General features: G+C 61.1%; 28 protein-coding genes. 12 read left to right on the forward strand and 16 right to left on the reverse strand.

The window, feature by feature from the left end; translation table 11 throughout:
* Nucleotides 1-348 precede the first annotated feature (348 nt).
* The gene (locus tag DQG18_RS11280; RefSeq protein WP_116654367.1) at nucleotides 349-1,545 is read left to right on the forward strand and encodes an MFS transporter; all 1,197 of its coding nucleotides are present in this window, start codon (nucleotides 349-351) and stop codon (nucleotides 1,543-1,545) included.
* Here the strand turns inward: DQG18_RS11280 and DQG18_RS11285 are convergent.
* Nucleotides 1,532-1,987 (reverse strand): outer membrane protein assembly factor BamE, encoded by a 456-nt coding sequence (locus DQG18_RS11285; RefSeq protein ID WP_116654368.1) that lies wholly within the window; start codon nucleotides 1,985-1,987, stop codon nucleotides 1,532-1,534. The genes DQG18_RS11280 and DQG18_RS11285 overlap by 14 nt on opposite strands.
* 154 nt (nucleotides 1,988-2,141) lie before the next feature.
* Between DQG18_RS11285 and DQG18_RS11290 the strand changes: the two genes are divergently transcribed.
* The 10 genes from DQG18_RS11290 to DQG18_RS11335 all read left to right on the forward strand — a co-directional run bounded on the left by DQG18_RS11290 (nucleotide 2,142) and on the right by DQG18_RS11335 (nucleotide 10,080).
* Nucleotides 2,142-2,669: a ubiquinol-cytochrome C chaperone family protein gene (locus tag DQG18_RS11290; protein ID WP_116654369.1), complete on the forward strand. Its 528-nt coding sequence runs from the start codon at nucleotides 2,142-2,144 to the stop codon at nucleotides 2,667-2,669.
* Nucleotides 2,669-3,205, forward strand: a complete 537-nt coding sequence (locus tag DQG18_RS11295; protein WP_116654370.1) for a YceD family protein — start codon at nucleotides 2,669-2,671, stop codon at nucleotides 3,203-3,205. Before DQG18_RS11290 ends, DQG18_RS11295 begins: the two co-directional genes overlap by 1 nt.
* Before the next feature lie 99 nt (nucleotides 3,206-3,304).
* Complete coding sequence (gene plsX / locus DQG18_RS11300; RefSeq protein ID WP_116654371.1) at nucleotides 3,305-4,372, forward strand: phosphate acyltransferase PlsX; 1,068 nt, start codon at nucleotides 3,305-3,307, stop codon at nucleotides 4,370-4,372.
* Nucleotides 4,369-5,346 carry a beta-ketoacyl-ACP synthase III gene (locus DQG18_RS11305; RefSeq protein WP_116654372.1) on the forward strand — a complete coding sequence of 326 codons (978 nt, stop codon included), beginning with the start codon at nucleotides 4,369-4,371 and terminating at the stop codon, nucleotides 5,344-5,346. Before plsX ends, DQG18_RS11305 begins: the two co-directional genes overlap by 4 nt.
* 81 nt (nucleotides 5,347-5,427) lie before the next feature.
* Nucleotides 5,428-5,733 (forward strand): integration host factor subunit alpha, encoded by a 306-nt coding sequence (locus DQG18_RS11310; RefSeq protein ID WP_116654373.1) that lies wholly within the window; start codon nucleotides 5,428-5,430, stop codon nucleotides 5,731-5,733.
* A 33-nt stretch (nucleotides 5,734-5,766) separates the two neighbouring features.
* Complete coding sequence (locus DQG18_RS11315) at nucleotides 5,767-6,249, forward strand: MerR family transcriptional regulator (RefSeq protein WP_116654374.1); 483 nt, start codon at nucleotides 5,767-5,769, stop codon at nucleotides 6,247-6,249.
* A gap of 148 nt (nucleotides 6,250-6,397) precedes the next feature.
* Entirely contained in the window at nucleotides 6,398-7,330 is a 933-nt protein-coding gene (locus DQG18_RS11320; protein ID WP_245958446.1) for a siderophore ABC transporter substrate-binding protein, read from the forward strand.
* Between the two features lie 50 nt (nucleotides 7,331-7,380).
* On the forward strand, nucleotides 7,381-8,367 hold the full coding sequence (locus DQG18_RS11325) for an ABC transporter permease (RefSeq protein WP_116654375.1): 987 nt from the start codon (nucleotides 7,381-7,383) through the stop codon (nucleotides 8,365-8,367).
* Nucleotides 8,357-9,325, forward strand: a complete 969-nt coding sequence (locus tag DQG18_RS11330; protein WP_116654376.1) for an iron chelate uptake ABC transporter family permease subunit — start codon at nucleotides 8,357-8,359, stop codon at nucleotides 9,323-9,325. The genes DQG18_RS11325 and DQG18_RS11330 overlap by 11 nt, the downstream gene beginning before the upstream one ends.
* Nucleotides 9,322-10,080, forward strand: coding sequence for an iron ABC transporter ATP-binding protein (locus tag DQG18_RS11335; protein ID WP_116654377.1), 759 nt, complete (start codon nucleotides 9,322-9,324; stop codon nucleotides 10,078-10,080). The genes DQG18_RS11330 and DQG18_RS11335 overlap by 4 nt, the downstream gene beginning before the upstream one ends.
* Before the next feature lie 184 nt (nucleotides 10,081-10,264).
* Here DQG18_RS11335 and DQG18_RS11340 read toward each other — a convergent pair whose 3' ends face one another.
* From DQG18_RS11340 to DQG18_RS11375, 9 genes are all read right to left on the reverse strand, one after another.
* On the reverse strand, nucleotides 10,265-11,242 hold the full coding sequence (locus DQG18_RS11340) for a phosphotransferase enzyme family protein (protein ID WP_116654378.1): 978 nt from the start codon (nucleotides 11,240-11,242) through the stop codon (nucleotides 10,265-10,267).
* Nucleotides 11,243-11,759: 517 nt separating this feature from the next.
* A complete protein-coding gene (locus DQG18_RS11345) occupies nucleotides 11,760-12,917 on the reverse strand; it encodes a tyrosine-type recombinase/integrase (RefSeq protein ID WP_116654379.1) in 1,158 nt (385 codons plus the stop codon).
* Nucleotides 12,803-13,096, reverse strand: a complete 294-nt coding sequence (locus DQG18_RS16735; protein WP_116654380.1) for a helix-turn-helix domain-containing protein — start codon at nucleotides 13,094-13,096, stop codon at nucleotides 12,803-12,805. The genes DQG18_RS11345 and DQG18_RS16735 overlap by 115 nt, the downstream gene beginning before the upstream one ends.
* A 109-nt stretch (nucleotides 13,097-13,205) precedes the next feature.
* Entirely contained in the window at nucleotides 13,206-13,598 is a 393-nt protein-coding gene (locus DQG18_RS16095) for a hypothetical protein (RefSeq protein WP_157970114.1), read from the reverse strand.
* On the reverse strand, nucleotides 13,588-14,145 hold the full coding sequence (locus DQG18_RS11360) for a hypothetical protein (protein ID WP_116654382.1): 558 nt from the start codon (nucleotides 14,143-14,145) through the stop codon (nucleotides 13,588-13,590). The genes DQG18_RS16095 and DQG18_RS11360 overlap by 11 nt, the downstream gene beginning before the upstream one ends.
* Nucleotides 14,138-14,788, reverse strand: coding sequence for a hypothetical protein (locus tag DQG18_RS16335; RefSeq protein ID WP_198669747.1), 651 nt, complete (start codon nucleotides 14,786-14,788; stop codon nucleotides 14,138-14,140). Before DQG18_RS16335 ends, DQG18_RS11360 begins: the two co-directional genes overlap by 8 nt.
* Complete coding sequence (locus DQG18_RS16100) at nucleotides 14,785-15,252, reverse strand: nuclease domain-containing protein (protein WP_245958448.1); 468 nt, start codon at nucleotides 15,250-15,252, stop codon at nucleotides 14,785-14,787. Before DQG18_RS16100 ends, DQG18_RS16335 begins: the two co-directional genes overlap by 4 nt.
* A complete protein-coding gene (locus DQG18_RS16105) occupies nucleotides 15,252-15,473 on the reverse strand; it encodes a hypothetical protein (protein ID WP_157970116.1) in 222 nt (73 codons plus the stop codon). Before DQG18_RS16105 ends, DQG18_RS16100 begins: the two co-directional genes overlap by 1 nt.
* Nucleotides 15,470-15,928 (reverse strand): NinB/YbcN family protein, encoded by a 459-nt coding sequence (locus DQG18_RS11375; protein ID WP_116654384.1) that lies wholly within the window; start codon nucleotides 15,926-15,928, stop codon nucleotides 15,470-15,472. Before DQG18_RS11375 ends, DQG18_RS16105 begins: the two co-directional genes overlap by 4 nt.
* Here DQG18_RS11375 and DQG18_RS11380 point away from each other — a divergent pair.
* Complete coding sequence (locus DQG18_RS11380; protein WP_157970117.1) at nucleotides 15,921-16,235, forward strand: hypothetical protein; 315 nt, start codon at nucleotides 15,921-15,923, stop codon at nucleotides 16,233-16,235. The genes DQG18_RS11375 and DQG18_RS11380 overlap by 8 nt on opposite strands.
* Nucleotides 16,236-16,413: 178 nt before the next feature.
* Here DQG18_RS11380 and DQG18_RS11385 read toward each other — a convergent pair whose 3' ends face one another.
* The 6 genes from DQG18_RS11385 to DQG18_RS11405 all read right to left on the reverse strand — a co-directional run bounded on the left by DQG18_RS11385 (nucleotide 16,414) and on the right by DQG18_RS11405 (nucleotide 19,733).
* Nucleotides 16,414-17,379, reverse strand: coding sequence for a recombinase family protein (locus DQG18_RS11385; RefSeq protein ID WP_116654386.1), 966 nt, complete (start codon nucleotides 17,377-17,379; stop codon nucleotides 16,414-16,416).
* Entirely contained in the window at nucleotides 17,376-18,359 is a 984-nt protein-coding gene (locus DQG18_RS11390) for a hypothetical protein (protein WP_116654387.1), read from the reverse strand. Before DQG18_RS11390 ends, DQG18_RS11385 begins: the two co-directional genes overlap by 4 nt.
* Entirely contained in the window at nucleotides 18,359-18,592 is a 234-nt protein-coding gene (locus DQG18_RS11395; RefSeq protein ID WP_116654388.1) for a hypothetical protein, read from the reverse strand. The genes DQG18_RS11390 and DQG18_RS11395 overlap by 1 nt, the downstream gene beginning before the upstream one ends.
* A gap of 126 nt (nucleotides 18,593-18,718) precedes the next feature.
* On the reverse strand, nucleotides 18,719-18,937 hold the full coding sequence (locus DQG18_RS16110) for a hypothetical protein (protein WP_157970118.1): 219 nt from the start codon (nucleotides 18,935-18,937) through the stop codon (nucleotides 18,719-18,721).
* The gene (locus DQG18_RS11400) at nucleotides 18,934-19,263 is read right to left on the reverse strand and encodes a hypothetical protein (protein WP_157970119.1); all 330 of its coding nucleotides are present in this window, start codon (nucleotides 19,261-19,263) and stop codon (nucleotides 18,934-18,936) included. Before DQG18_RS11400 ends, DQG18_RS16110 begins: the two co-directional genes overlap by 4 nt.
* A gap of 5 nt (nucleotides 19,264-19,268) precedes the next feature.
* Nucleotides 19,269-19,733 carry a hypothetical protein gene (locus DQG18_RS11405; RefSeq protein ID WP_157970120.1) on the reverse strand — a complete coding sequence of 155 codons (465 nt, stop codon included), beginning with the start codon at nucleotides 19,731-19,733 and terminating at the stop codon, nucleotides 19,269-19,271.
* Nucleotides 19,734-19,754 lie beyond the last annotated feature (21 nt).

Below are 19,754 nucleotides of genomic sequence, written 5' to 3' on the forward strand. Positions count from 1 at the left end.
ATTCGCCCGTGTGGCTTCACCCCTCCCCAGCCTCCCCATCAAGGGGAGGGTGTATCCTTTTCCTTGTTGTCTCCTATCGCACAAGGCCAGCACCTCCCCCCTTGTGGGGGAGGTTGGGAGGGGGGATTCGGCGCAAGCCGAAGCATATGCGATAGTCCTGCTTGGATGGGTATTAGCGCCAGCCAAAAATGCCGCATTACAAACCTGTTCACCCTTCCCGCGATAGGCGTAGGATGGAGCCTGTGCGAAATCCGTAACATCTCGGAATCGCCGGACCCAGAAATTATAACTGAACGAATTGAACGCAATCCGTTCAATCCGTTCAGTTAAGCATCGGGAAAATCCCCAATGTCTCACTACCGCAACATCGCTCTTCTCTCCGGCGCTCAGGCCATTGCGGGATCGGCGCAGGGTATGGTCATGGCGGTCGGCGCCCTTGCAGGAGCCTCGCTTTCCATCGATCCGGCCTTTGCCACCGTTCCCACCACGATCATGATCATCGGCGTCGCGCTCATGGCCGGGCCCGCCGCCCTCATCCTGCACAGAGTCGGGCGGACGAGGGGGTTCGTGCTGGGCGCAGGCATAGCCGCCGCCGGGGGGCTTCTTGCGGCGTTCGGTCTTTATCTCCAGAGCTTTTTGGTCTTTTCCGGCGCCATGCTGCTCATCGGCGCCGCCGGGGCGTTCGGCCAGCAATACCGCTTCGCCGCCGCCGACAGCGTGCCGCCGGACATGAAGGCGCGTGCGGTTTCATGGGTCATGCTGGGGGGCGTGCTTGCCGGATTTCTCGGCCCGCGCCTCGCCGCGATGACCGCCGATGTCATCGCTGGAGCGCCCTATGCGGGGTCGTTCATCGCGCTGGCAGGGGTCTGCTGCGTCTCGGTCATGTTTCTGGTTTTCACCCGGCTGCCCAAGGGCGAGCCCAAACGCCCCGCCAGCCAGACCGGCCGGCCGCTCAAAGTGCTGATCCGCGAGCCCGATGTTTTCGTGCCCGTCCTTACCGGCATGGCAAGCTACGCACTGATGACCTTCGTCATGGTCGCCGCACCTTTGGCCATGGTCTTCATCTGCGGCCATTCGACGGGCGATGCCGCCAATACCATCCAGTGGCACATCGTCTCCATGTTCGCCCCCAGCTTTGTCACCGGCTCGATCATCAACCGCATCGGCACGCACCTGACGGCGGCCATGGGCCTGCTGCTCATCCTCGCCAGCGCCGCCATCGCCCTTTCAGGCACGACGACGCTGCATTTCGATATCGGGCTGATGCTTCTGGGCGTAGGCTGGAATTTCGGCTTTATCGGCTCGACCGTCATGCTGACCCGGGCCTACCGCCCCGAGGAGGGCGCCAAGGTTCAGGCGCTCAACGAACAGATGGTGTTCGGCGTCATGGCGCTGGCCTCGATCGGCGCGGGCGTGCTGCTCAACACCTTCGGCTGGGAGGCGATCAACATGATGGTCATGCCGGTCATCACGGCCATGCTGGTGCTTTTGGTCTGGGACGATTTGCGCCGCCGCCGGGCGCCGGATCTCGCTAGGACGAGATGACCGACCCAAGAAGCTGCTGCACGAAGGTCCGGTCTTCGCCGAAGGACGGCGTACGGCGCTGCTCGATCGCAATCACGCGGCCATCCTGGAGCGTATAGACCGCCCGGTCGATGACCCGGTTGTTGTTGTCGAAATAGACCGCAAGGACCGTGCGCTCCTGGATGGTGGTCAGCCCGAACGCGGTCTGGTTGACCTTGGTCTCGATATAGTACCAGGCGGTTTCCTTGCCGAACGTGCTCGTGGTCTGGGGCGAACCGAGCACCGCGGTCACCAGCGCGGCGCTGGAGCCAGGCCGGATCTGCTGTACGGCGTCGGCGGGAATGGAATAGCCCTGCGTGCGCGTCGAGATGAGGCCCGTGCCCGAACATGCCGAAAGCGTAAGACCAAGGGCGAGCGCTGCGGCAATAGGAGACAGACGGACGACGGCTTTACGCAAGGTCATGGAATTGACTTTCCTCTTGGCTCTCGACTATAGCCACGCGACGTGAGGCCGGGGGCGAGGTGTTGTTTACCTGTCCGGACGCAGGTCTGGCAAGCGAGCAAACGAAATTGCCATATCCTCTGCCTTGCCGCCACCCAGAACCGGGGTTGAGGGCATGATCCTTCCATTTTTTAGAAAATCAACGCTCTCCGAACCGGTTTATGCCGTCTACAATGCCATTGTGGCGCAATCCCGGCGCGAGATTTTCTATGCCGAATGGGGTGTGCCCGACACGCTTACCGGCCGGTTCGACATGATCTCGCTCCACGCCGCGCTGGTTTTCCGCCGCCTGCGCTCCGCCGAAAAACTCACCAAGGCGTTCTCCCAGAGCGTCTTTGATTGCTTTTTTCACGACATGGACCGCTCGCTGCGCGAAATGGGCGTCGGCGACCTCTCGGTCCCCAAGCGCATCGAAAAGATGGGCGCGCTTTTTTATGGTATGCTCTCGAACCTCTCGTTCGCCCTCGACAGCGGCGAGCGCGCGGCGCTCGAAGGCGTCGTGTCGCGCAACTTCCACGAAGGCGGGGAGCATCCCGCGCAGGCTGCGTTTGTTGACTATATCCTGCTCAATGACGATATGCTGTCCACCCAGTCCATAAAGGACATCATGGCCGGCAAGGTAGAATTCGGAAATCCCAGGTGATGCGCCGCAACGACACATTCGATCTCGATGCCCGCGTCCGCGTCGACAAGATCCCCGCAACGGGCCGCGTCGTCGACATCGCGACCGACGAGGAGCAGCGCGAAGTCCTCGCCGGGCGCTTCAGGGTCGATGCCGTCGAGGCGTTCGCGGCCAGGGTCACGGCCAAGCGCTTCCGGGGCGGCGTCCGTGCCGAGGGCGAAGTCTGGGGCGCGGTTGTCCAGACCTGCGTCGTCACCGGCGAACCGGTCGAGCAGAAGATCCGGGAACCCATCGACCGTGTTTATCTGCCGGGCCGCGACGAGGCGCTCGAACGCGGCGCGGGCGCCGAGGTATTCGTCAATCTCGAAGACGATGATTTTCCCGATTATTTCGAGGGCGACGAGATCGATCTTGCCGATCTCGTGATGGAGGTTTTCGCCCTCGCGATCGATCTATATCCCCGCGCACCCGGTGCCGCGTTGCCCGAGGAAGGTGCAGGCGACGACCCGGCCGAACTTTCTCCTTTCGCGGCGCTCAAGGCATTCAAAAAGGACTGAGCGCCGGGCGTAATCCGCTTGCACGGCTGATTTCCATGGGTAATGTGACCCCCCGGGTGGCGCCCGCGCACAAGATTTGGGCAGACGGACAGGCAGACTATGAGTGGGACAATCACGATCTCCGTTGACGTCATGGGCGGAGACCTTGCGCCACGCGCCCCGTTGCATGGCGCCAAGCTGCTGCTGCGCGAACGCCCCGATGCGCGCTTCATCTTTCACGGACGCTCCGACGCCATCGAGCCGCTGCTGGCCGAATTTCCCGAACTGCGCGCCGTTTCGGAAATCCGCCATTCGGAAAATGTCGTCACCATGGAGGAAAAGCCCAGCCAGGCGCTGCGCAAGGGTAAGGGCAACTCTTCGATGTGGGCCGCCATCCAGTCGGTCAAGGATGGCGAGGCGCAGGTGGCGATCTCGGGCGGCAATACCGGTGCGCTGATGGCCATGGCAACCTTCTGCCTCCGGCCCATGGAGGGCATCTCCCGCCCGGCCATTGCCGCGATCTGGCCTACCCTGCGCTCGGATATCGTCGTTCTCGATGTCGGCGCGACCATCGGCGCCGACGCCGAACAGCTCGTCGATTTCTCGATCCTGGGTGCCGCGCTTGCCCGGGCCCTGTTCGATATGGATAATCCCACGGTTGGCCTGCTCAATGTCGGCGTCGAGGATGCCAAGGGCAATGAGTGGGTGAAGGACGCCGCCAGGAGCCTTTCCGAAACCAGCGGCGCGGGCTTCAAATATCACGGCTTCGTCGAGGGCGACGATCTGGGCAAGGGCACGGTCGACGTCGTGGTGACCGAGGGATTCACCGGCAACATCGCGCTCAAGACCGCCGAAGGCACCGCCCGGCAGGTCGCCACCTATCTGCGCAACGCGCTCAAGGCGAATTTCCTTTCCCGGTTGGGCGCCATGCTGGCCTGGCAGGCGCTGTCCGCCCTCAAGAGCAAGATGGACCCCCGCACCGTCAACGGGGGCGTATTTCTCGGCCTCAATGGCGTCGTCATCAAGAGTCATGGTGGGACCGATGAAATCGGATACAAGAGTGCCCTTGCCCTTGCCTATGACATGGCCCGCAACGATCTGATCGAGAAGATCGGCGAAGGGCTCGAGCACATGAAGCCGGGCGCCGTCCCGGCCCCACAGGAAGAATCGGAGGCACCCTCAGCGTGACCAAGATCCAATCCGTCGTTCGCGGCGTGGGCGGCTACCTGCCCGAGCGTGTCATTTCCAATGACGAGCTTTCAAAGACCGTTGACACCTCCGACGAGTGGATCGTGCAGCGGACCGGCATCCGCCAGCGTCATGTGGCCGCCGAGGGTGAGATGACCTCGGACCTTGCGCTCCATGCCTCGCGCATGGCGCTTGAAAAGGCTGGGCTCGAGCCCGCGGACATTGACCTGATCATCGTCGGTACCACCACTCCCGACCACACTTTTCCCGCAACCGCCGCCCTGCTGCAGCGCAAGCTTGGCATCAGCCATGGCGTTGCCTTCGACGTCCAGGCGGTCTGCTCGGGTTTCGTCTTTGCCGTTGCGACCGCCGACAGCTACCTCAAGAGCCGTATGGCCAAGCGCGCCCTCGTCGTTGGGGCCGAAACCTTTTCGCGGCTGCTGGACTGGACCGACCGCACGACCTGCGTGCTGTTCGGAGACGGGGCGGGGGCGATGATCCTGGAGGCGCAGGAAGTGGCCAATGACGCGCCCGAAAAAGGCGTTCTTGTCTCGAGCCTGCGCACCGACGGAAGCCACTGGGACAAACTCTACGTCGATGGCGGCCCATCCGCCACGCAGTCGGTCGGCTATGTGCGCATGGAGGGCAGGGAAGTTTTCAAGCATGCCGTGGGCATGATCTCGGACGTCGTCGAGGATGTGCTGGAAAAGACAGGTAAGGCCACCTCCGATCTCGACTGGTTTATCCCCCATCAGGCCAACAAGCGTATTATCGACGGGGCAGGCAGGAAACTCGGTATTCCCGAGCAAAAAACCATCGTGACCGTCGACCGCCACGCCAACACCTCCGCCGCCTCCGTACCGCTCGCGCTCTGGGTGGCCATCGAGGATGGCCGCATCAAACCCGGAGACCTCGTGATGATCGAAGCCATGGGCGGCGGCTTCACCTGGGGGGCCGCCCTCATTCGCTGGTAGGCGTTGACCCCGGGCCGGTTTCCTCGTTAAGTATTTGAATTGTAGGGGATCGGTTCCATCCTGCGGGGTGAGGGGAGATCAATGTCCGGTAAGACCGTAACACGCGCCGATCTGGCCGAAGCCGTCTATCAGGCGGTGGGGCTGTCGCGCACCGAATCATCGGAACTCGTTGAACGAGTGCTCCAGATCGTTTCCGACGCGCTGGCGTCGGGCGATAATGTGAAACTTTCGTCTTTCGGGTCGTTTCAGGTCCGCTCCAAGAACGAGCGAATAGGCCGGAATCCCAAGACGGGCGAGGAAGTGCCGATTCTGCCCCGGCAGGTTCTTGTGTTCAAACCGTCCAACGTCTTGAAAACCAAGATCAACAAATCTATGGTTCGCTCCTGAATTTAAGGACTTTTTCGTAACCGGGGCACTGCGTTGGACAAATCACCAGACGCCTTCCGGACAATATCCGAAGCGGCGGACGAACTCGACCTACCACAGCATGTGCTGCGTTTCTGGGAAACGCGGTTCACGCAGATCAAGCCGCTCAAGCGCGGCGGCGGGCGGCGTTATTACCGCCCCGATGACGTACAACTCCTCAAGGGCATCCGCCATCTGCTCTACGATCAGGGGTTCACCATCAAGGGCGTCCAGCGCATCCTCAAGGAGCAGGGCGCGCGTCATGTGGTCGCTATTGGGGAAAACGGGGCCGTGGGGCCCATGCCCCCGCAGCCTCAACACCAGCCCATCGTGGATGCCGAAGGTGTCGAGAGCATCGAGTTTGTCGAAACCGCACCCGATACGGAACAAGCGCTCGCCCCGGCCGGGCTGCGTGCCGACCAGCGCGAACGCCTCGCAAGTGCGCTTGAACTCCTCCTTGAATGCCGCGCCACACTCGACCGCGCGCGGGGCGACTGATCCTTTCATCTGCCCATGGCCTCATTATCGTGAGGTTTGCAGTCATATATTATTGACGCCGGCGTTAAGGCGCTTTAGGAAACCTGACTGTCGTGGTTAGGTTTTCCTGATTGCGGCATTTTCCCATTCTGGATGATTGGATATTTCCGTGAACATCACCAATTCCTTCCACTTGCCCGCACTTTTGTCCGCCGCCGCCGTGTCGCTCGCCCTCACCGCTGGAGCCATGGCGCAGGACGTCACCATCACGCACCCGCAAGGCGAAACAACGATCAACGGCGTGCCCGAAAAGGTATTTGTCATCGACTGGGCCGCGTTCGACAACCTGACCGCGCTGGGCGTCGAGGTTGCCGGAGCGCCTGGCTCCAATGCGCCTGGTTATCTCGCCGGCAGCATTCCCTCCGGTCTTGTCAATGTCGGCTCGCTCTTCGAGCCCGATTTCGAGGCTATCGCTGCCGAGCAGCCTGATCTGGTCATCGTTGCGGGCCGCTCTGCCGCGACCTATCCGACCGTTTCGGAAATCGCCCCGACCATCGACATGTCGGTAAGCAATGTTGAGGGCATCGTGGATGGCGTAAAGGGTAATCTCGAGACGCTGGGCGAAATTTTCAGCGTCGAGGCCAAAGCCGATAAACTGATCGCCGCACTTGACGCCAAGGTTGCCGAAGCGCGCGATCTGGCCGCCGATGAGGGCACCGGCCTCGTCATCGTGACGAACGCCGGCAATCTGGGGATCTACGGCCCCGATTCCCGTGTCGCCTGGGTTTATAACGAGCTCGGTATCCCCTCCGTCTTCGACGAGGTAGACGACCGCGACCATGGCGGCGATGCCATTTCGTTCGAATACCTGCTCGAGAATAACCCCGACTGGCTGTTCGTCGTCGATCGCGACGCGGGTGTCGGCAATGAAGGCGCGGCGCGTCAGCTTCTCGACAACGAATTGATCCATCAGACAACCTTCTGGCAGAACGACCAGATCATCTATCTCGACCCGCAGGCCGCCTATATCACCATGCACGGCTATTCGGGCCTGATGCTGATGCTCGATCAGATCATCGAGGGCTTTGGTTCCGCGCAGTAAAACTGTATATCTGCTGCCGGCCCGGCGGTTTTCCGCCGGGCCGCTCTTTTATGTTCAGTACGGGTAGTGACGGGTTGCGATTTCTTGGCGTCGGCATAGCGGTGACAATCGTCCTCGCCATCATCAGCCTGTTCATCGGGGTCAGCGACGTATCCCTGTCGGCGATTTTCGCCCCCGATCCCGCGGAGAGGGCCACGCAGGTCCTGCTCATCAGCCGCATTCCCCGCACGCTCGCGATTATCCTGGCGGGCTCATCGCTGGCCATCGCCGGGCTGCTCATGCAGATGATCGTGCGCAACAGGTTCGTCGAGCCTTCGACAGCGGGCACCACGGAATCCGCAACTCTGGGTTTTCTCGTCGTGACGCTCCTGGCGCCAGGCTTGCCGCTGATGGTCAAGATGCTGGTCTCGGCGGCCTTTGCGCTTGGCGGTACGGCGCTCTTTATCCGTCTTTTGAGATTCGTGCCGGTGCGCGACGTGATGCTGGTGCCACTAGTGGGCATCATGCTCGGCAGCGTCATCGGGGCGATAACGACGTTCTTCGGCTACCGGTTCAACCTGCTCCCCTCGCTTCTGGCCTGGAACATGGGGGATTTCTCGGGCGTCTTGCGCGGGCGCTACGAATTGCTGTGGTTCGGGCTCGCCGGCACCGTCATGGCCTATGTCGCCGCCGACCGGTTCACGGTTGCGGGCATGGGGCAGGATTTCACCACCAATCTGGGCCTTGACTACAAGCTGGTGATGAGGCTGGGGCTGGTTATCGTTTCCGTGGTTGCGGCGGTCTGCCTCGTATCCGTCGGCTCCATTCCGTTCCTCGGATTGATCGTACCTAATGTCGTGAGTCTGATGATCGGCGACAACATGCGCAGGACCGTGCCATGGGTCGCGGTTCTGGGGGCCGGTTTCGTCCTTGCGTGCGACATTCTGGGACGTGTCATCCGTTACCCTTACGAAATTCCGATCAGCGTGGTTGTCGGCGTCATCGGCAGTTTCCTGTTCCTGTATCTGCTCCTGAGGAAACGCCAGAATGGAGCTTAAAATCCGCTGGAGCCGACCGGCCATCGTCCTCGTCATTCTCGTCGTTCTGGCGCTGGTCTCCATCGTCTGCTTCATGACGCTGGGCTCGCGCGGCAACTGGAGTTTCGTCATTCCCTTTCGGGGCCGCAAGCTGCTCGGCCTGCTGCTTGTCGCCTATTCCATCGCCATATCGACGGTACTGTTCCAGACCGTCACCAACAACCGCATCCTTACGCCTTCCATCATGGGGTTCGATGCGCTCTACGTGCTGGTCCAGACGTCAATCGTTTTCTTTTTCGGGCCGATGATGCTCACGCTCATCGATCCGCACTTCCAGTTCGGCATGGAACTGGTGTTGATGATCGGATTCTCGTGGATCTTGTTCTACTGGCTGTTCCTGGGTGAGGAGCGCAGCCTGCACCTGCTGGTGCTGGTGGGGATCGTCTTTGGCATCTTTTTCCGCTCGCTCTCCAATTTCATGCAGCGCCTGCTCGATCCCAACGCCTTCCAGGTCCTTCAGGATACGCTGTTCGCCAGCTTCTCCACCATCGACAGCACCCTGCTCGGGGTGGCCTTTGCGATTGCGGCCATCGTTACCCTTGTACTCTGGCGGATGGGGCATACATTTGACGTGTTGACGCTGGGGCGCGCGCATGCCGTCAATCTCGGGGTCAACTACAAGCGGACGGTGGTCATTATCCTCGTCATGGTTTCCGTGCTCGTTGCGGTATCCACGGCGCTGGTGGGCCCGATCACCTTCTTCGGCCTTTTGGTCGCCAGTCTCGCGCACGGGCTGGTGGGCAACAGCCGGCACCGCTACATCCTGCCCACCGCCGCGCTTCTGGCGGTGATCTGCCTTGTGGGCGGACAGACATTGTTCGAGCGCGTCTTTGCCTTCGACACGGCGCTCTCGATCATCATCGAGTTCATGGGAGGCCTTGTCTTCATCATTCTCGTCATCCGGGGAGCTGCCAGATGATCATCGCAAGCGGCATCAGAAAGTTTTACGGCGAAAACGCCGTGGTGGACGATGTCAGCATCTCCCTGCCGCGCGGCGGCATTACCTCGATCATCGGCCCCAACGGGGCAGGGAAGTCCACGCTGCTGTCCATCATCAGCCGCCTGCTCGGCATGGATGCCGGTTCGGTCGTAGTCGACAATCTCGATATATCGACCACGCCCAGCGACGTGCTGGCCCGCCGCCTTTCGATCCTGCGTCAAGACAATCACATGACCGCGCGCCTTACGGTGCATGATCTGGTGTCCTTCGGGCGCTACCCCTATTCCAAGGGCCGCCTCACCATCGAGGACAAGGACCATATCGACCGCTCGCTCGATTATCTCAACCTGACCGAACTGTCCCACCGCTTCCTCGACGAGCTTTCCGGCGGCCAGCGCCAGCGGGCGTTCGTTGCCATGGTGCTGTGTCAGGATACCGACTACGTGCTGCTCGACGAGCCGCTCAACAATCTCGACATGAAACACGCCATGGGCATGATGAAGCTCATGCAGAAGGCCGCCCGCGAACTGGGCAAGACGTTCGTGCTCGTCCTGCACGACATCAATTTCGCCTCCTGGTACTCCGACCACATCGTCGCCATGCGCGACGGCAAAGTCGTCCGGCAGGGCTCGACCGAAGATATCATCAACCCCGAAGCCCTCAAGGCCATCTACGACATGGACATCAATGTCCACGAGATCGGCGGACAGAGGATTTCGCTGTTCTACGATTGAGAGCTAGGTCACATCGCAGCACCCCTCATCCGACCTCCGCTTCGCTCCGGCCACCTTCTCCCGCAAGGGGAGAAGGGGACTCCGTGAATGTCGCAGCTTACGAGCCCCCCTCTCCCCTTGCGGGAGAGGGGTTGGGGGTGAGGGGGGCGCGATGCTTCCCCGGGCTCCGGGTTGCCGACACAGCCTACAGGTCTATCGAACCGGTCCGAAGATACCGTTCCGCAAGGTCCGCTGTCCCCGCCGCATAGCTGCCATGGATGCTGCGTGCCAGTTCGGTCTCGGCGTGGGACCCGCTCCAGGCCAACAGCGCCATACGGCGAAGCATGACCAGCGTATCGAGCATCGCTTCGTGCTCAGCCGAAAATGCGCGGTGCTGCCGGTAGCCATCGAGCCATGCGGCTTTGAGAGTGGGAACCGTATCGCTGTCCTCGAAAAACGATACCGCAGCCGCGAAATCGTACCCGAACCAGCAGAACCCGCAATCGTCGAAATCGATGATCCGGGTGATCCCGTCCTCGACCAGAAGGTTCGCCAGCCGCATGTCGGCGTGGATCAGCCCGAATCTGTCGCGCGTCCGGCTATAGGATGAAAGCCTTTCGCGCAGGGCCCGGTCGAGCCGGTCGATTTGGGCCCGCGCCGGGCCTTCGACCCCAGGCGCCGCCCGCCAATCGCCCCAGATCGCGCCGGGATCGAGAATCGCCTCGGCGGTCCACACCTGCCGCTCGAATAGGGCCGGGGGCGTCCATGTTTCCACATGGGCATGGCATTGCGCGGCCAGCGCGCCCAACTGCCTGAACACCGGCGATAGATCGTCGCTCGTCGCCGGTTCGGCTCCCGCCTCGAAATGGAACAGGACCATGTGGCGGATATCGTTCTCTGTCTCGAATGGCGCGGTTTGAACCAGCGCGCCATCGCGGCCCGCAATGGGCCGGGGCGTGAACAGTCCTGCCTCGGCCCGCAGCGCCTGCATCCACGCCAGTTCGCTCTCGATCGAGGCGCGTGAATGGTAATGGGGCCGATGAACGCGCAGAACAGCCGGTCTTCCGTCGGGGCAGTCGACCCGGAACGTATGATTTTCCGAGAGATTGATCAGAACCGGCTCGCCGTCCGCAAGCCCATCCCAGAGCGAAAGGGCCGTCCTCACCCCGTTCCAGTCCGCCATGCCGTATCCTGCCCTCTCTGCTCCCCGCCGGACCTCCTAGCAGAATCGTCCTGATGCGTCGTCGGCTTTTTCGCTATCTGGCATGTTGCGCTCATATCGCGAGCAAGGATCGCTGCTCAAAAGCATATGCTCGGCCTGACACCGGGCAGGCCTGCGTGGCTCTCCTGCCGTACCGCAAAAGTAACCCGCCCGATTGTCTGTGATTTCGTCAACTTCTGAAGGGGTCCAGAGAGATTGCGCGGCAAGATCGGAGCTCTCGCGATTGGGGCGGCTTCGGTCTGGACCGGGGGAATGAATCCCGGGGTGACAAGCGGGAATGGAGCAGGTATCGGCCAAAGCCGCCGATGTCCTCCCCGGAGGACGCCGTTCCCATCAAAACCTGAAATGATCCATCGAGCGAAAAGCCGCAACTGGAATGGTTCAGTTGCGGACGAAAGTGCTCGGGAATCTTACGAGATGGAATGGTCGGAGCGGCCGGATTTGAACCGACGACCCTTTGTCCCCCAGACAGCAAGGCTTAGCCCCGATCTTTCTTTGCTCCTAACGCTTTACCGGCACCCTGTAAGGCGATCGTGGGGTTTTCGGTGGGACTTTCTGTTTCCTCCAGTGCAGCGCGTAGATCCTCCTCCATCGCGTGGGTGTAGATTTGCGTCGTGGTGAGGCGGGAATGCCCGAGCAGCTTTTGGACAGATAGAAGGTCTTTGGTGCGGCGGGCGACACGGCTGGCCATCGTGTGGCGCGTATCGTGAAAGTGGAAATCCTCGATGTCGGTTTTCCCGAGCGCGCGCCGGAACTGAGACTTGAGCCCGGAATCAGTGAGCGGGTATCGGCGCCCGCGTTCGACTTTCCTGTCGCCATACTTGCGCGTCCGGGCGGCTTCGTATGTGAACACGACTTCGGGGTGATGATCCTTGAGGTGCCATAACAGATCGTAGGTCTGCACGGTCATCGGTATGACCCGGCTCTTTGAGCCCTTGCCCGTTACGGTAAAGCGCCGGTTGAAGAAATCCACGTCCTTCCAGCGCATCCCGAGAATTTCCATTCTCCGGCACCCGGTCAGAATTGCAAACCTGACCGCCACGTCATAGCCACGGCTCAGCTTGCCAAGCAAAGCCCCTTCCTCGGCCTTTGACGCCTCGCGCACCCTCCCTTCGTTCTGCTTTAGCATGTGCTGCGACCAATCGATCTCGGCCACGCGCACCTTCCACACCTTCCGGGCCCGTGTCAGAACCTTGCGGATAGCCTCGGGGACGGCGGCATTGACCGCTCGTGGGCCAATCAGCGGGGCTTCATTCTTGCGCTTTGAATAGCGGCTGTCTTTCTGCTGGCGCTTCTTTGCGACCAGAAACGCGACCACGTTGTCATTGACTTCGATCAGCGGGCGGGATTTGCCGATCTCGTTTGTAAGCCATGCGAGATATTCGAGCTCGGTCGGCGCGTTCTTGAGGTGCTGGCCGACTTCACGCCAATATCGCGTCACGGCCTGGCCCCATGTGGCCGGCGCGTCGAGCGCGCGTTCCTCACCTACCAGCGCCTCGGCTTCCTTGCGCTTCTGGGCCTCTATGCGTTCTGCCGCTCGCTTCGTAGTCGCTTCCGTTCGGCCTGAAAATCTAACACCCCCAAGCTGGAAGTCGTACGAGTAGGTTTCCGAACCCTTGCGCTTGTAGACCGACATATCTGGTTTTTCCGCCGCGCTTTGAACGCCTCGATGTCCGCCGGATCATAGCGGGCCGCTCGACGCTTTCCCCTCCCAATATTGATGAACGGTATTGCACCGTCATCGGTCAGATCGCGAAGCTGGCGATCCGAGATGCCAAGTTCCGCCCGGACTTGGGCTGGTGTCAAGAGCGCCATTCTCACCACCCCATTAGCCACTGAACGAGCGGCGCAAAGGCATAGTAGATCGTGATCCCTATCGAGGCGATCCCGCAGGCGATCGAGATTGCTATGATGGCCTTGTAGGTCATTGGTCTGCCCCTTGGGCCTTGGCGCGGCGATCCTCGATCATCATTGCTTCGATACCGGTTGCGCTTGCGTCATGCTGGATGGCAGCTTGCCCGGCGCGCTTGCGATCGGTCTCATTGATGCGCGGGTCGTCCTGTGCAATCTCTCGGCAAATACGGGCGTTCTTGCGGTGCCAATCGACGGCTCGCTGTTGGCCCCGCTGGTGGGCTTCGAGAAGGGCTTTCTCGTGGAAGACAAACGCTTGGCGCTGATAGGCCAATAGAGCGCCTTTCACCCTATCCTGTTCTGACAGATCGGGCCTCTTGGTGGACGCCAACCATTGATCCATAGCGCGGTCGAAACAGACGCGCTCGTCTTCTCGCATTGTGACAAGCGGAGTGTCAGACTTCATTGCTCTGCCCTCCGAGGGCGGCGTCTACAGACCAGAACGCCGCGTCAATTTCTTCTGGGGTAGCCGAGGGGCTGTTGTGTCCAGCCGATAGCAATTTGGCGAGGACCTGCCTCGCGCCGTCCAGCGCCTTCACCAGTTCAGCGTTGCGGGCTTCGGCGGCTTCGTTGGCGATCTCGGCCTTTTTCATGTTGCTGATCGCCCGGACGCGAAGCGCCGCTTCTTCGTCCCTCTCTTTCCGCAACCACTCCACCTCTTGCTGGCAGGCAGTGAGGGCGGATTGACGGACGAGGGGTTCGTGGCGCTTGGTGACTTTAATGCAAGCAACGTCGCCGCAAGGGTCTAACCACGCCACCACCTCGCCCGCTTCACTCACCCCCTCTTGTGTGTCGGTGGGGGCTGGTTCGTGAGAGGCAAGGGCGGCATGATATTTGCGTAAAGTACGGGCGGCTTGCCATAAATCGCTCGCCTCAATGTTCTTGTCCAAGGCCCTGCTCACATACTTGGCGTAGTCTTCAAGCGTTTCTGCTAGTTTAATGGGGTCAGTCATGATCAACCCCCTCGAAACGCCCATCCTCAAATTCTTCACGAGGGCGAACCCAGAGCGAGCCGTCATCGACGCTGCGATAGATGACGACCTCGTGCATATCGACCGACACGCCAGCTACCGGCTCATCGGTGGCCGTGTATTCTCGTTCCTCCCAATACTCGGCTTGCATCTTGCCAATGCCGAGCAAGACATATTCGGTGCCGCGCTTCTTGTGGCGGTGCGTTGGCATCACCCCGACGGGGGCGGGGGAGAGGGCCGACATGATGCGGCGCTCGTAATCGGCTTGGGCGGCGGCTTTGGCGCTGTCCTCGTCGGCGTCCGCGCTATCGAACACCACATCGCTCTCACCGAGCGTCACAATCCATCCGGGATTGTAAGCCTTGATGGCCGCTTCATATTTAAGTCCAAGCCCACGTCCTACATGGATGTTGAAGCCACTGCGGCGCTCAACTGACCACTCCAATGCCTTCACCCTCACCGCTCCCTGCGATAGATGGGGGAGGGCAGCTTCGAGGGCGGCGCGCATAAGCTCGCATACGTCCTCTTCCTCTAGATAATGGTTAGGGTTGAGAAAAAATCTCACCGTCGAATGGTGGGGCTTAGCGTTTAGAGCCGCCTCCACGGCTTCATCTTTGATCTTCATTGCTGTTCTCCGAATTGTCCGACGCGCTTGGAAAGCGGGCGGGATTGCAACTTGCGACCCTTGGGCCATTCGTTTCGGCTCTGGATAGGTGCGCGCGCGGCCTTGGGCTTCCGGGCCTTGACGTGGCGCTGTTTGGGTCGGTCAACGCGGAGGGCGATAACCTTGTCATTGACCAGCACTGTCCATGTCCGAACCATCGCCACCGTCATGGCGCGCTCTAGCTCAAGATCGGTCATAAGCGGCTTCGTTCCATGGCCGGTGTCCACGTAGACGTGGCAGCCCATGCAGCCAAAAAACCCGGCAAGGTCCGTGGCCTTCCGCGCCATAGCCTTGCCAAACGCGCTGCTGTTAAAGTGGCAGAACACGGTTGTTTCCGTTCCGCCCCAGCAAATGCCCGGCAGCCGGATCGCGCAGGGCTGGCCCTTGGCGTGGTTGGTGATGGCGCTGGAACGAATGACCTGCATCACGCTGCCATCCTTTCCACATTGAACGGCGAGCGCCTGGGCTTGGGCTGGCGCTTCAAGAGCCGCTGCACTGTCCGTCTGTGCATCCCAAGCGCTCGAGCCGTGCCGATGATGGTCCCGTATCTCTGATAGGCGGCATGGACGTAGTGCCACATGAGTTCGTCGGCAGGCGCGTCCATGTTCTCGATGATGCGGTGAATGATTGCGTTGTGGTCGGTCATGCGGCGGCCCTTTCCGGGTCATATGCGAAGCGGTCGGGCGGAATGGTGAGCGCAATGCCAATCTCTGCATGGCGACGGAAAACCGTGTCCATGTACCGGCTCATCTGATCGACCTTCATCAGCCGCGTGACTGGAATATCCATGTCGCGGATCGCGGTGAGCTTGATTTCATAATCGAGGGGGCGAAGCGTCCGGTCATAGGTCGCGCGGAATGCTTCGGACGCTTCACGCAGGATCGGCACGCCAATTTCCAGCTTGCAGCGGGCACGCACGTCCTCGATGTCCTCGCCGGTCTGATCCGAGATTTCCTTGTACCACTTGAAGGCGAGCTTATTCTGTTCGGTGGTGCGGCTCCGACCGTCCGTTATCTCGACGGTGAACGGGCGCCTCCTGCCATCGAGGTAGACCTTGAGCAGCGCAAGATCGTCCGCGTTCTTGACCGGGCGAGTGACCATCCTAGCCGCCTCCCGCGCCCGTGACGCGCAGGACAATCGCCCGGTGCATCGCGTCAAGGTCGTCATGGAGCACGTCGTTTTCGATGTTCGGGTAATAGTGCTCGTGCAGCCATTCCATTGCCTCGGCTTCGGTCTGCACCTCTCGGGCGGCCTGGTGGGCGCGCGTCAGTATCGCGGCATCCTTGCGGGCTTGATCGGGGAGGGTTCGGGGGCTGTCGGCAGAGGCATCCAGTGGGTGGGTTCAAGTGCGATCAAGAGATCGGCTTTGGGTAGCGGCTTCATCATCCATGCCCAGCAATGCGCGTAGGCGCGATGGCGAACCCACTGGCCCACGACAGGAACATTGTCGTAAAGCAGGATAACCGTTCCATCCCTCGGCGCTGTTTCGATCGGTCGCCATTCCATCGTCTCTTTCCTTTCTCGCCATCCGGGCGGCTTGTTCGGCGCTTTAAACCGTTGGGTACCCGGTCCCTTGGCGTGGTGAATTAGGCGGCTCCGATTGCCTTGAGCCGTGCGTTCCGAAGGTCGAAGGCGCGCTGCAAAGCGTCCTCGTCATCGGTCAGGGTCGCTTCAACATCGAAGCTGTCCCAAACCTCGATCACGATGTCCTCGCTGTCCGCGCCCGCCAGCACTTCCTCAAGCTCGCCCAAGAAGGATTCGAGATCGAAATGAACGCCGGTCACGGCCTCGGCGGGTTCGTCGGGTCGCGGCGCATCGCTGGGCGCTGGTGGCGACGGCGGGGAAGGGGGCGAGGGCGGCACCGGCGCGCTTTGCACTTCCTCGAACTCGGCATCAACAATCTCGCGAGCCTCAAACTCGTCGCGGATGCCGCCCAGCACGTCACCGAACAACTCGCGCAGGCAGTACCCAGCCGCACGCCATGCCAGCATCCGCTTGGGGTACTTGAACCAAGGGCTATCGTTCGGGACGTTATCCTTCCAAACCTGTTGGCGGTTCTCCCAAACCTGCTTGCGAATGAATGGCTCATCCTGCCAAAGCCCGGCGCGCACCGCGTCGTCCTGCGAGAACTCGACCCGGCTTTCCTCGCCCGTGTCGGAGCGCTTGGCCTCGCAGTACCCGACAAGCTGTCCGTTGCGCTCCTCGCATCCGGTGCGCAGATACGCGACCCGGCCAGACTGCCGCACGACATTGATCAGACCATCGCCGTATAGCGCGGGCTTGCCGTTGATGACGGTGAAGCTGCGAAGCGCAGCCATTGGCTTTAAGCCAAGCTCGGCACCGGACATGATGACGATTGCAATGGCGCTCTTGGCTTCCTCGTCGGATTTCTTGCCGACTAGCGCGTATGGCGCGAGGCCGGATTTCAGGACGCCACCGGCAACCCGGAATACTTCATCGAGTGACTGCGGGATGATCGCTGTCACCTGCCCGCCGCCGCGCAGCGTGGGGAGGTTGCCGGATTGCTGGTGAATAGGTGCGACGTTGCTCATGCTGCCCTCTGCTCTTCAATTCGCTTCATGCCGGGCAGATCGACACCCGAACGTGCGGCGCGGTTAGCGAGAGAAACGACGACTTCCTTGATTTCGGCCCGATCCTTGAGGGCCAACAGCAAAGCGTCGTAATCGGTGATTTCAGCCGAAACGAAGGTCCGCAAAGCAACCTTTGCGCCGGTACGACCGGCGGCGGCGTTGCGGGCCTCGGCTTCCTTGGCCTTGGCATCAGCCTCGCGCTGCAAGCGTTCGGCTTCGGCCTTTGCCGCCTCATCATCGGCCTGCGAGGCTTGACGTGCGGCTTCCTCCGCCTCCCGGCGCAATCGCTCTTCCTCGCGCCGCGCCGCTTCCTGCCGTTCGCGCTCGATACGCTGCTGCTCGATCAGAAACGCGTCCATGTGACGCTTCACGCGCTTGCCCATGTCGACAGGCTCTTCCTTGAGGTCGCGCCATTTGTCATCGACGGAACGGCCAGCATCGAGGTGCGGCTGCTTTTCCACCTTGTGGTGGTCAGCGGCTTTCTTGGCGACACCGGCAACGCGCTTGGCGTAGACTGCGGCCTGGTTCGCCTGCTCCTGCGTTGTGATGGGCTTGGACAGGATTTCATCGCCCACTTCCTTCTCGCCTTGCCACTCAACGGTCAGGGCCTCGTGCGGATCGGAAGGCATGTTGCCGGATGCTGGCGCGTCCGGTGCGCGCGGCTCGTCAGCCCAGCCGCCGCCACCCATCGCCCTGTGGTAAGCCTGCTCGGTGATCGGGGCTTGGCAAACCCATGTCCAGATGTCGATTGGATCAGCGGGCTTGCCGTCGACCAGCGCCACCATCTTGTCGCCATCGTGCCAGATCGCGACCGGGACGAATGGTCCGCCCCGCACCAAGCGGCGGCGGTAAAATCCCGGTTGCGCATCGCCGTCATGGACAGGGCCGAAATTGCCCTGCAAGGCGTTCTGCCAATAGTCGTAAGTCGGGACTGCGCTCATTAGAGTGCCCTTTCGATTGATTGGGGGTTTGGCTGACGGCTCTCGACAAGCGCAAAGAGCTTTTCGAGGCGATCATCGGGGAGCTTGAGAACGAAGGTGGTCAGGTCGCGATTGAAGCGCGTCCAGTCCGAACCTCCGTTCGCGCCAGGGGTGATAACGCCAGCTTCTTCAAGAACCCAAAGGTCGAGGTTGTGAAGAATGGCGAACATGTTGCGGAAGCGGCGGGCGTCCATCACAGTGCCTCCCACGGCCAGCACTCGAACCGGAGTTGAAACCCAAGGCAAAAGGATACCCCTCCAACCCACAATGCAGTCGGCAGGCCGCGAATGAGTTCGGAGAGGAAAAGGCGGTCGGTGTCGCTAAGCATCGGGGCTGTCCTCCTTGAGCAGGCTCTTTGCCCGCGTTGCTTCGATCAGCCGGTCGATGTTGACGGGCCTCATTTCAGGGTCTGATGGGGTAGGGGCGGCGGGAATGGCCTCGACATATCCGCTGCCGAATTTGGCAAGGATCGCTGGCACTCGACGCCAGTTGCCATCCCGATCACACGTCCATTTGGTGGTGTGGATGATCGAGGTCATTGGCCGGTCGCCTTGGCAATGGCGGCGCGAACAACCGTCAACAGCTTCATTTCCTCGTTCGGGACAAAGCCGGTTCCGTCATGGTCAGCGTCGGCTCGGTTGTCGAAATATTCCTCGGCCTCGTAGAGCGCTTCCAGCATGTTAGGGGCGGCGGCGCAGAGAACTGCATTTGCTATGGCGGTACGGCCAACTTCTGACCTTTCGGCAAATGCTGGGCCGTAGATGAAGCCGATAGGTCTCTGGTGATCGCCCATGTATGCGCTGAAGATCATTTCGCTTAATGGTGAAACCACCCAAGGCCCCGGAGTATGCTTCTGTGCGGTCATGGCGGTTACTCGGCTGCAATCGAGCACATCGGCTCGTCATAAACAGGATCGACGTATGCCGGGCGCGGAACGCTGATGAACCGGGCGCGCTTCTCGGCATCGCTCATACGCCGCAGGCTCTCTTGAAGCGGGTCGAACTCGCCATAACCCCAGCGGCAAAAGCCGATCTTGTGGCCGACATGCTCGTCCCAGTCATCGAGCGCTTCATGGGCGCAGTCGCCAGCGTAGTGCTCGACCATTTCGCCCCAGACGAAGTCAGTCACATCGTCTCGCGACCAGTCCTCGCTCGAAACCAGAACGATCCTCACCTTGCCGCAATTGGCGTAGGGGATGCCTTCAAGGTTCTCGAACAGGTCATCGAAGCTGTTGGTGCAGAACTGCGCCTGCCCATCGAACTCCACCACAAGCATCCCATAGACGCTGGAAAGCTCGTGGGTGACGTGTCCGTCTTTATCGACTGTGAAAGCCATGATCCGGCCTCCCGTTGGGTT

Origin of the sequence: Pelagibacterium sediminicola (assembly GCF_003390885.1) — a bacterium.
GTDB lineage: Bacteria > Pseudomonadota > Alphaproteobacteria > Rhizobiales > Devosiaceae > Pelagibacterium > Pelagibacterium sediminicola.

What these genes read in the sequence shown, in the direction of transcription:
- DQG18_RS11280 (WP_116654367.1), top strand. Translation starts at nt 349, where the DNA reads ATGTCTCACTACCGCAACATCGCTCTTCTCTCCGGCGCTCAGGCCATT.
- DQG18_RS11285 (WP_116654368.1), bottom strand. Translation starts at nt 1,987, where the DNA reads ATGACCTTGCGTAAAGCCGTCGTCCGTCTGTCTCCTATTGCCGCAGCG.
- DQG18_RS11290 (WP_116654369.1), top strand. Translation starts at nt 2,142, where the DNA reads ATGATCCTTCCATTTTTTAGAAAATCAACGCTCTCCGAACCGGTTTAT.
- DQG18_RS11295 (WP_116654370.1), top strand. Translation starts at nt 2,669, where the DNA reads ATGCGCCGCAACGACACATTCGATCTCGATGCCCGCGTCCGCGTCGAC.
- plsX (WP_116654371.1), top strand. Translation starts at nt 3,305, where the DNA reads ATGAGTGGGACAATCACGATCTCCGTTGACGTCATGGGCGGAGACCTT.
- DQG18_RS11310 (WP_116654373.1), top strand. Translation starts at nt 5,428, where the DNA reads ATGTCCGGTAAGACCGTAACACGCGCCGATCTGGCCGAAGCCGTCTAT.
- DQG18_RS11325 (WP_116654375.1), top strand. Translation starts at nt 7,381, where the DNA reads ATGTTCAGTACGGGTAGTGACGGGTTGCGATTTCTTGGCGTCGGCATA.
- DQG18_RS11330 (WP_116654376.1), top strand. Translation starts at nt 8,357, where the DNA reads ATGGAGCTTAAAATCCGCTGGAGCCGACCGGCCATCGTCCTCGTCATT.
- DQG18_RS11335 (WP_116654377.1), top strand. Translation starts at nt 9,322, where the DNA reads ATGATCATCGCAAGCGGCATCAGAAAGTTTTACGGCGAAAACGCCGTG.
- DQG18_RS11340 (WP_116654378.1), bottom strand. Translation starts at nt 11,242, where the DNA reads ATGGCGGACTGGAACGGGGTGAGGACGGCCCTTTCGCTCTGGGATGGG.
- DQG18_RS11345 (WP_116654379.1), bottom strand. Translation starts at nt 12,917, where the DNA reads ATGTCGGTCTACAAGCGCAAGGGTTCGGAAACCTACTCGTACGACTTC.
- DQG18_RS16735 (WP_116654380.1), bottom strand. Translation starts at nt 13,096, where the DNA reads ATGGCGCTCTTGACACCAGCCCAAGTCCGGGCGGAACTTGGCATCTCG.
- DQG18_RS16095 (WP_157970114.1), bottom strand. Translation starts at nt 13,598, where the DNA reads ATGAAGTCTGACACTCCGCTTGTCACAATGCGAGAAGACGAGCGCGTC.
- DQG18_RS11360 (WP_116654382.1), bottom strand. Translation starts at nt 14,145, where the DNA reads ATGACTGACCCCATTAAACTAGCAGAAACGCTTGAAGACTACGCCAAG.
- DQG18_RS16335 (WP_198669747.1), bottom strand. Translation starts at nt 14,788, where the DNA reads ATGAAGATCAAAGATGAAGCCGTGGAGGCGGCTCTAAACGCTAAGCCC.
- DQG18_RS16100 (WP_245958448.1), bottom strand. Translation starts at nt 15,252, where the DNA reads ATGCAGGTCATTCGTTCCAGCGCCATCACCAACCACGCCAAGGGCCAG.
- DQG18_RS16105 (WP_157970116.1), bottom strand. Translation starts at nt 15,473, where the DNA reads ATGACCGACCACAACGCAATCATTCACCGCATCATCGAGAACATGGAC.
- DQG18_RS11375 (WP_116654384.1), bottom strand. Translation starts at nt 15,928, where the DNA reads ATGGTCACTCGCCCGGTCAAGAACGCGGACGATCTTGCGCTGCTCAAG.
- DQG18_RS11385 (WP_116654386.1), bottom strand. Translation starts at nt 17,379, where the DNA reads ATGAGCAACGTCGCACCTATTCACCAGCAATCCGGCAACCTCCCCACG.
- DQG18_RS11390 (WP_116654387.1), bottom strand. Translation starts at nt 18,359, where the DNA reads ATGAGCGCAGTCCCGACTTACGACTATTGGCAGAACGCCTTGCAGGGC.
- DQG18_RS11395 (WP_116654388.1), bottom strand. Translation starts at nt 18,592, where the DNA reads ATGGACGCCCGCCGCTTCCGCAACATGTTCGCCATTCTTCACAACCTC.
- DQG18_RS16110 (WP_157970118.1), bottom strand. Translation starts at nt 18,937, where the DNA reads ATGACCTCGATCATCCACACCACCAAATGGACGTGTGATCGGGATGGC.
- DQG18_RS11400 (WP_157970119.1), bottom strand. Translation starts at nt 19,263, where the DNA reads ATGACCGCACAGAAGCATACTCCGGGGCCTTGGGTGGTTTCACCATTA.
- DQG18_RS11405 (WP_157970120.1), bottom strand. Translation starts at nt 19,733, where the DNA reads ATGGCTTTCACAGTCGATAAAGACGGACACGTCACCCACGAGCTTTCC.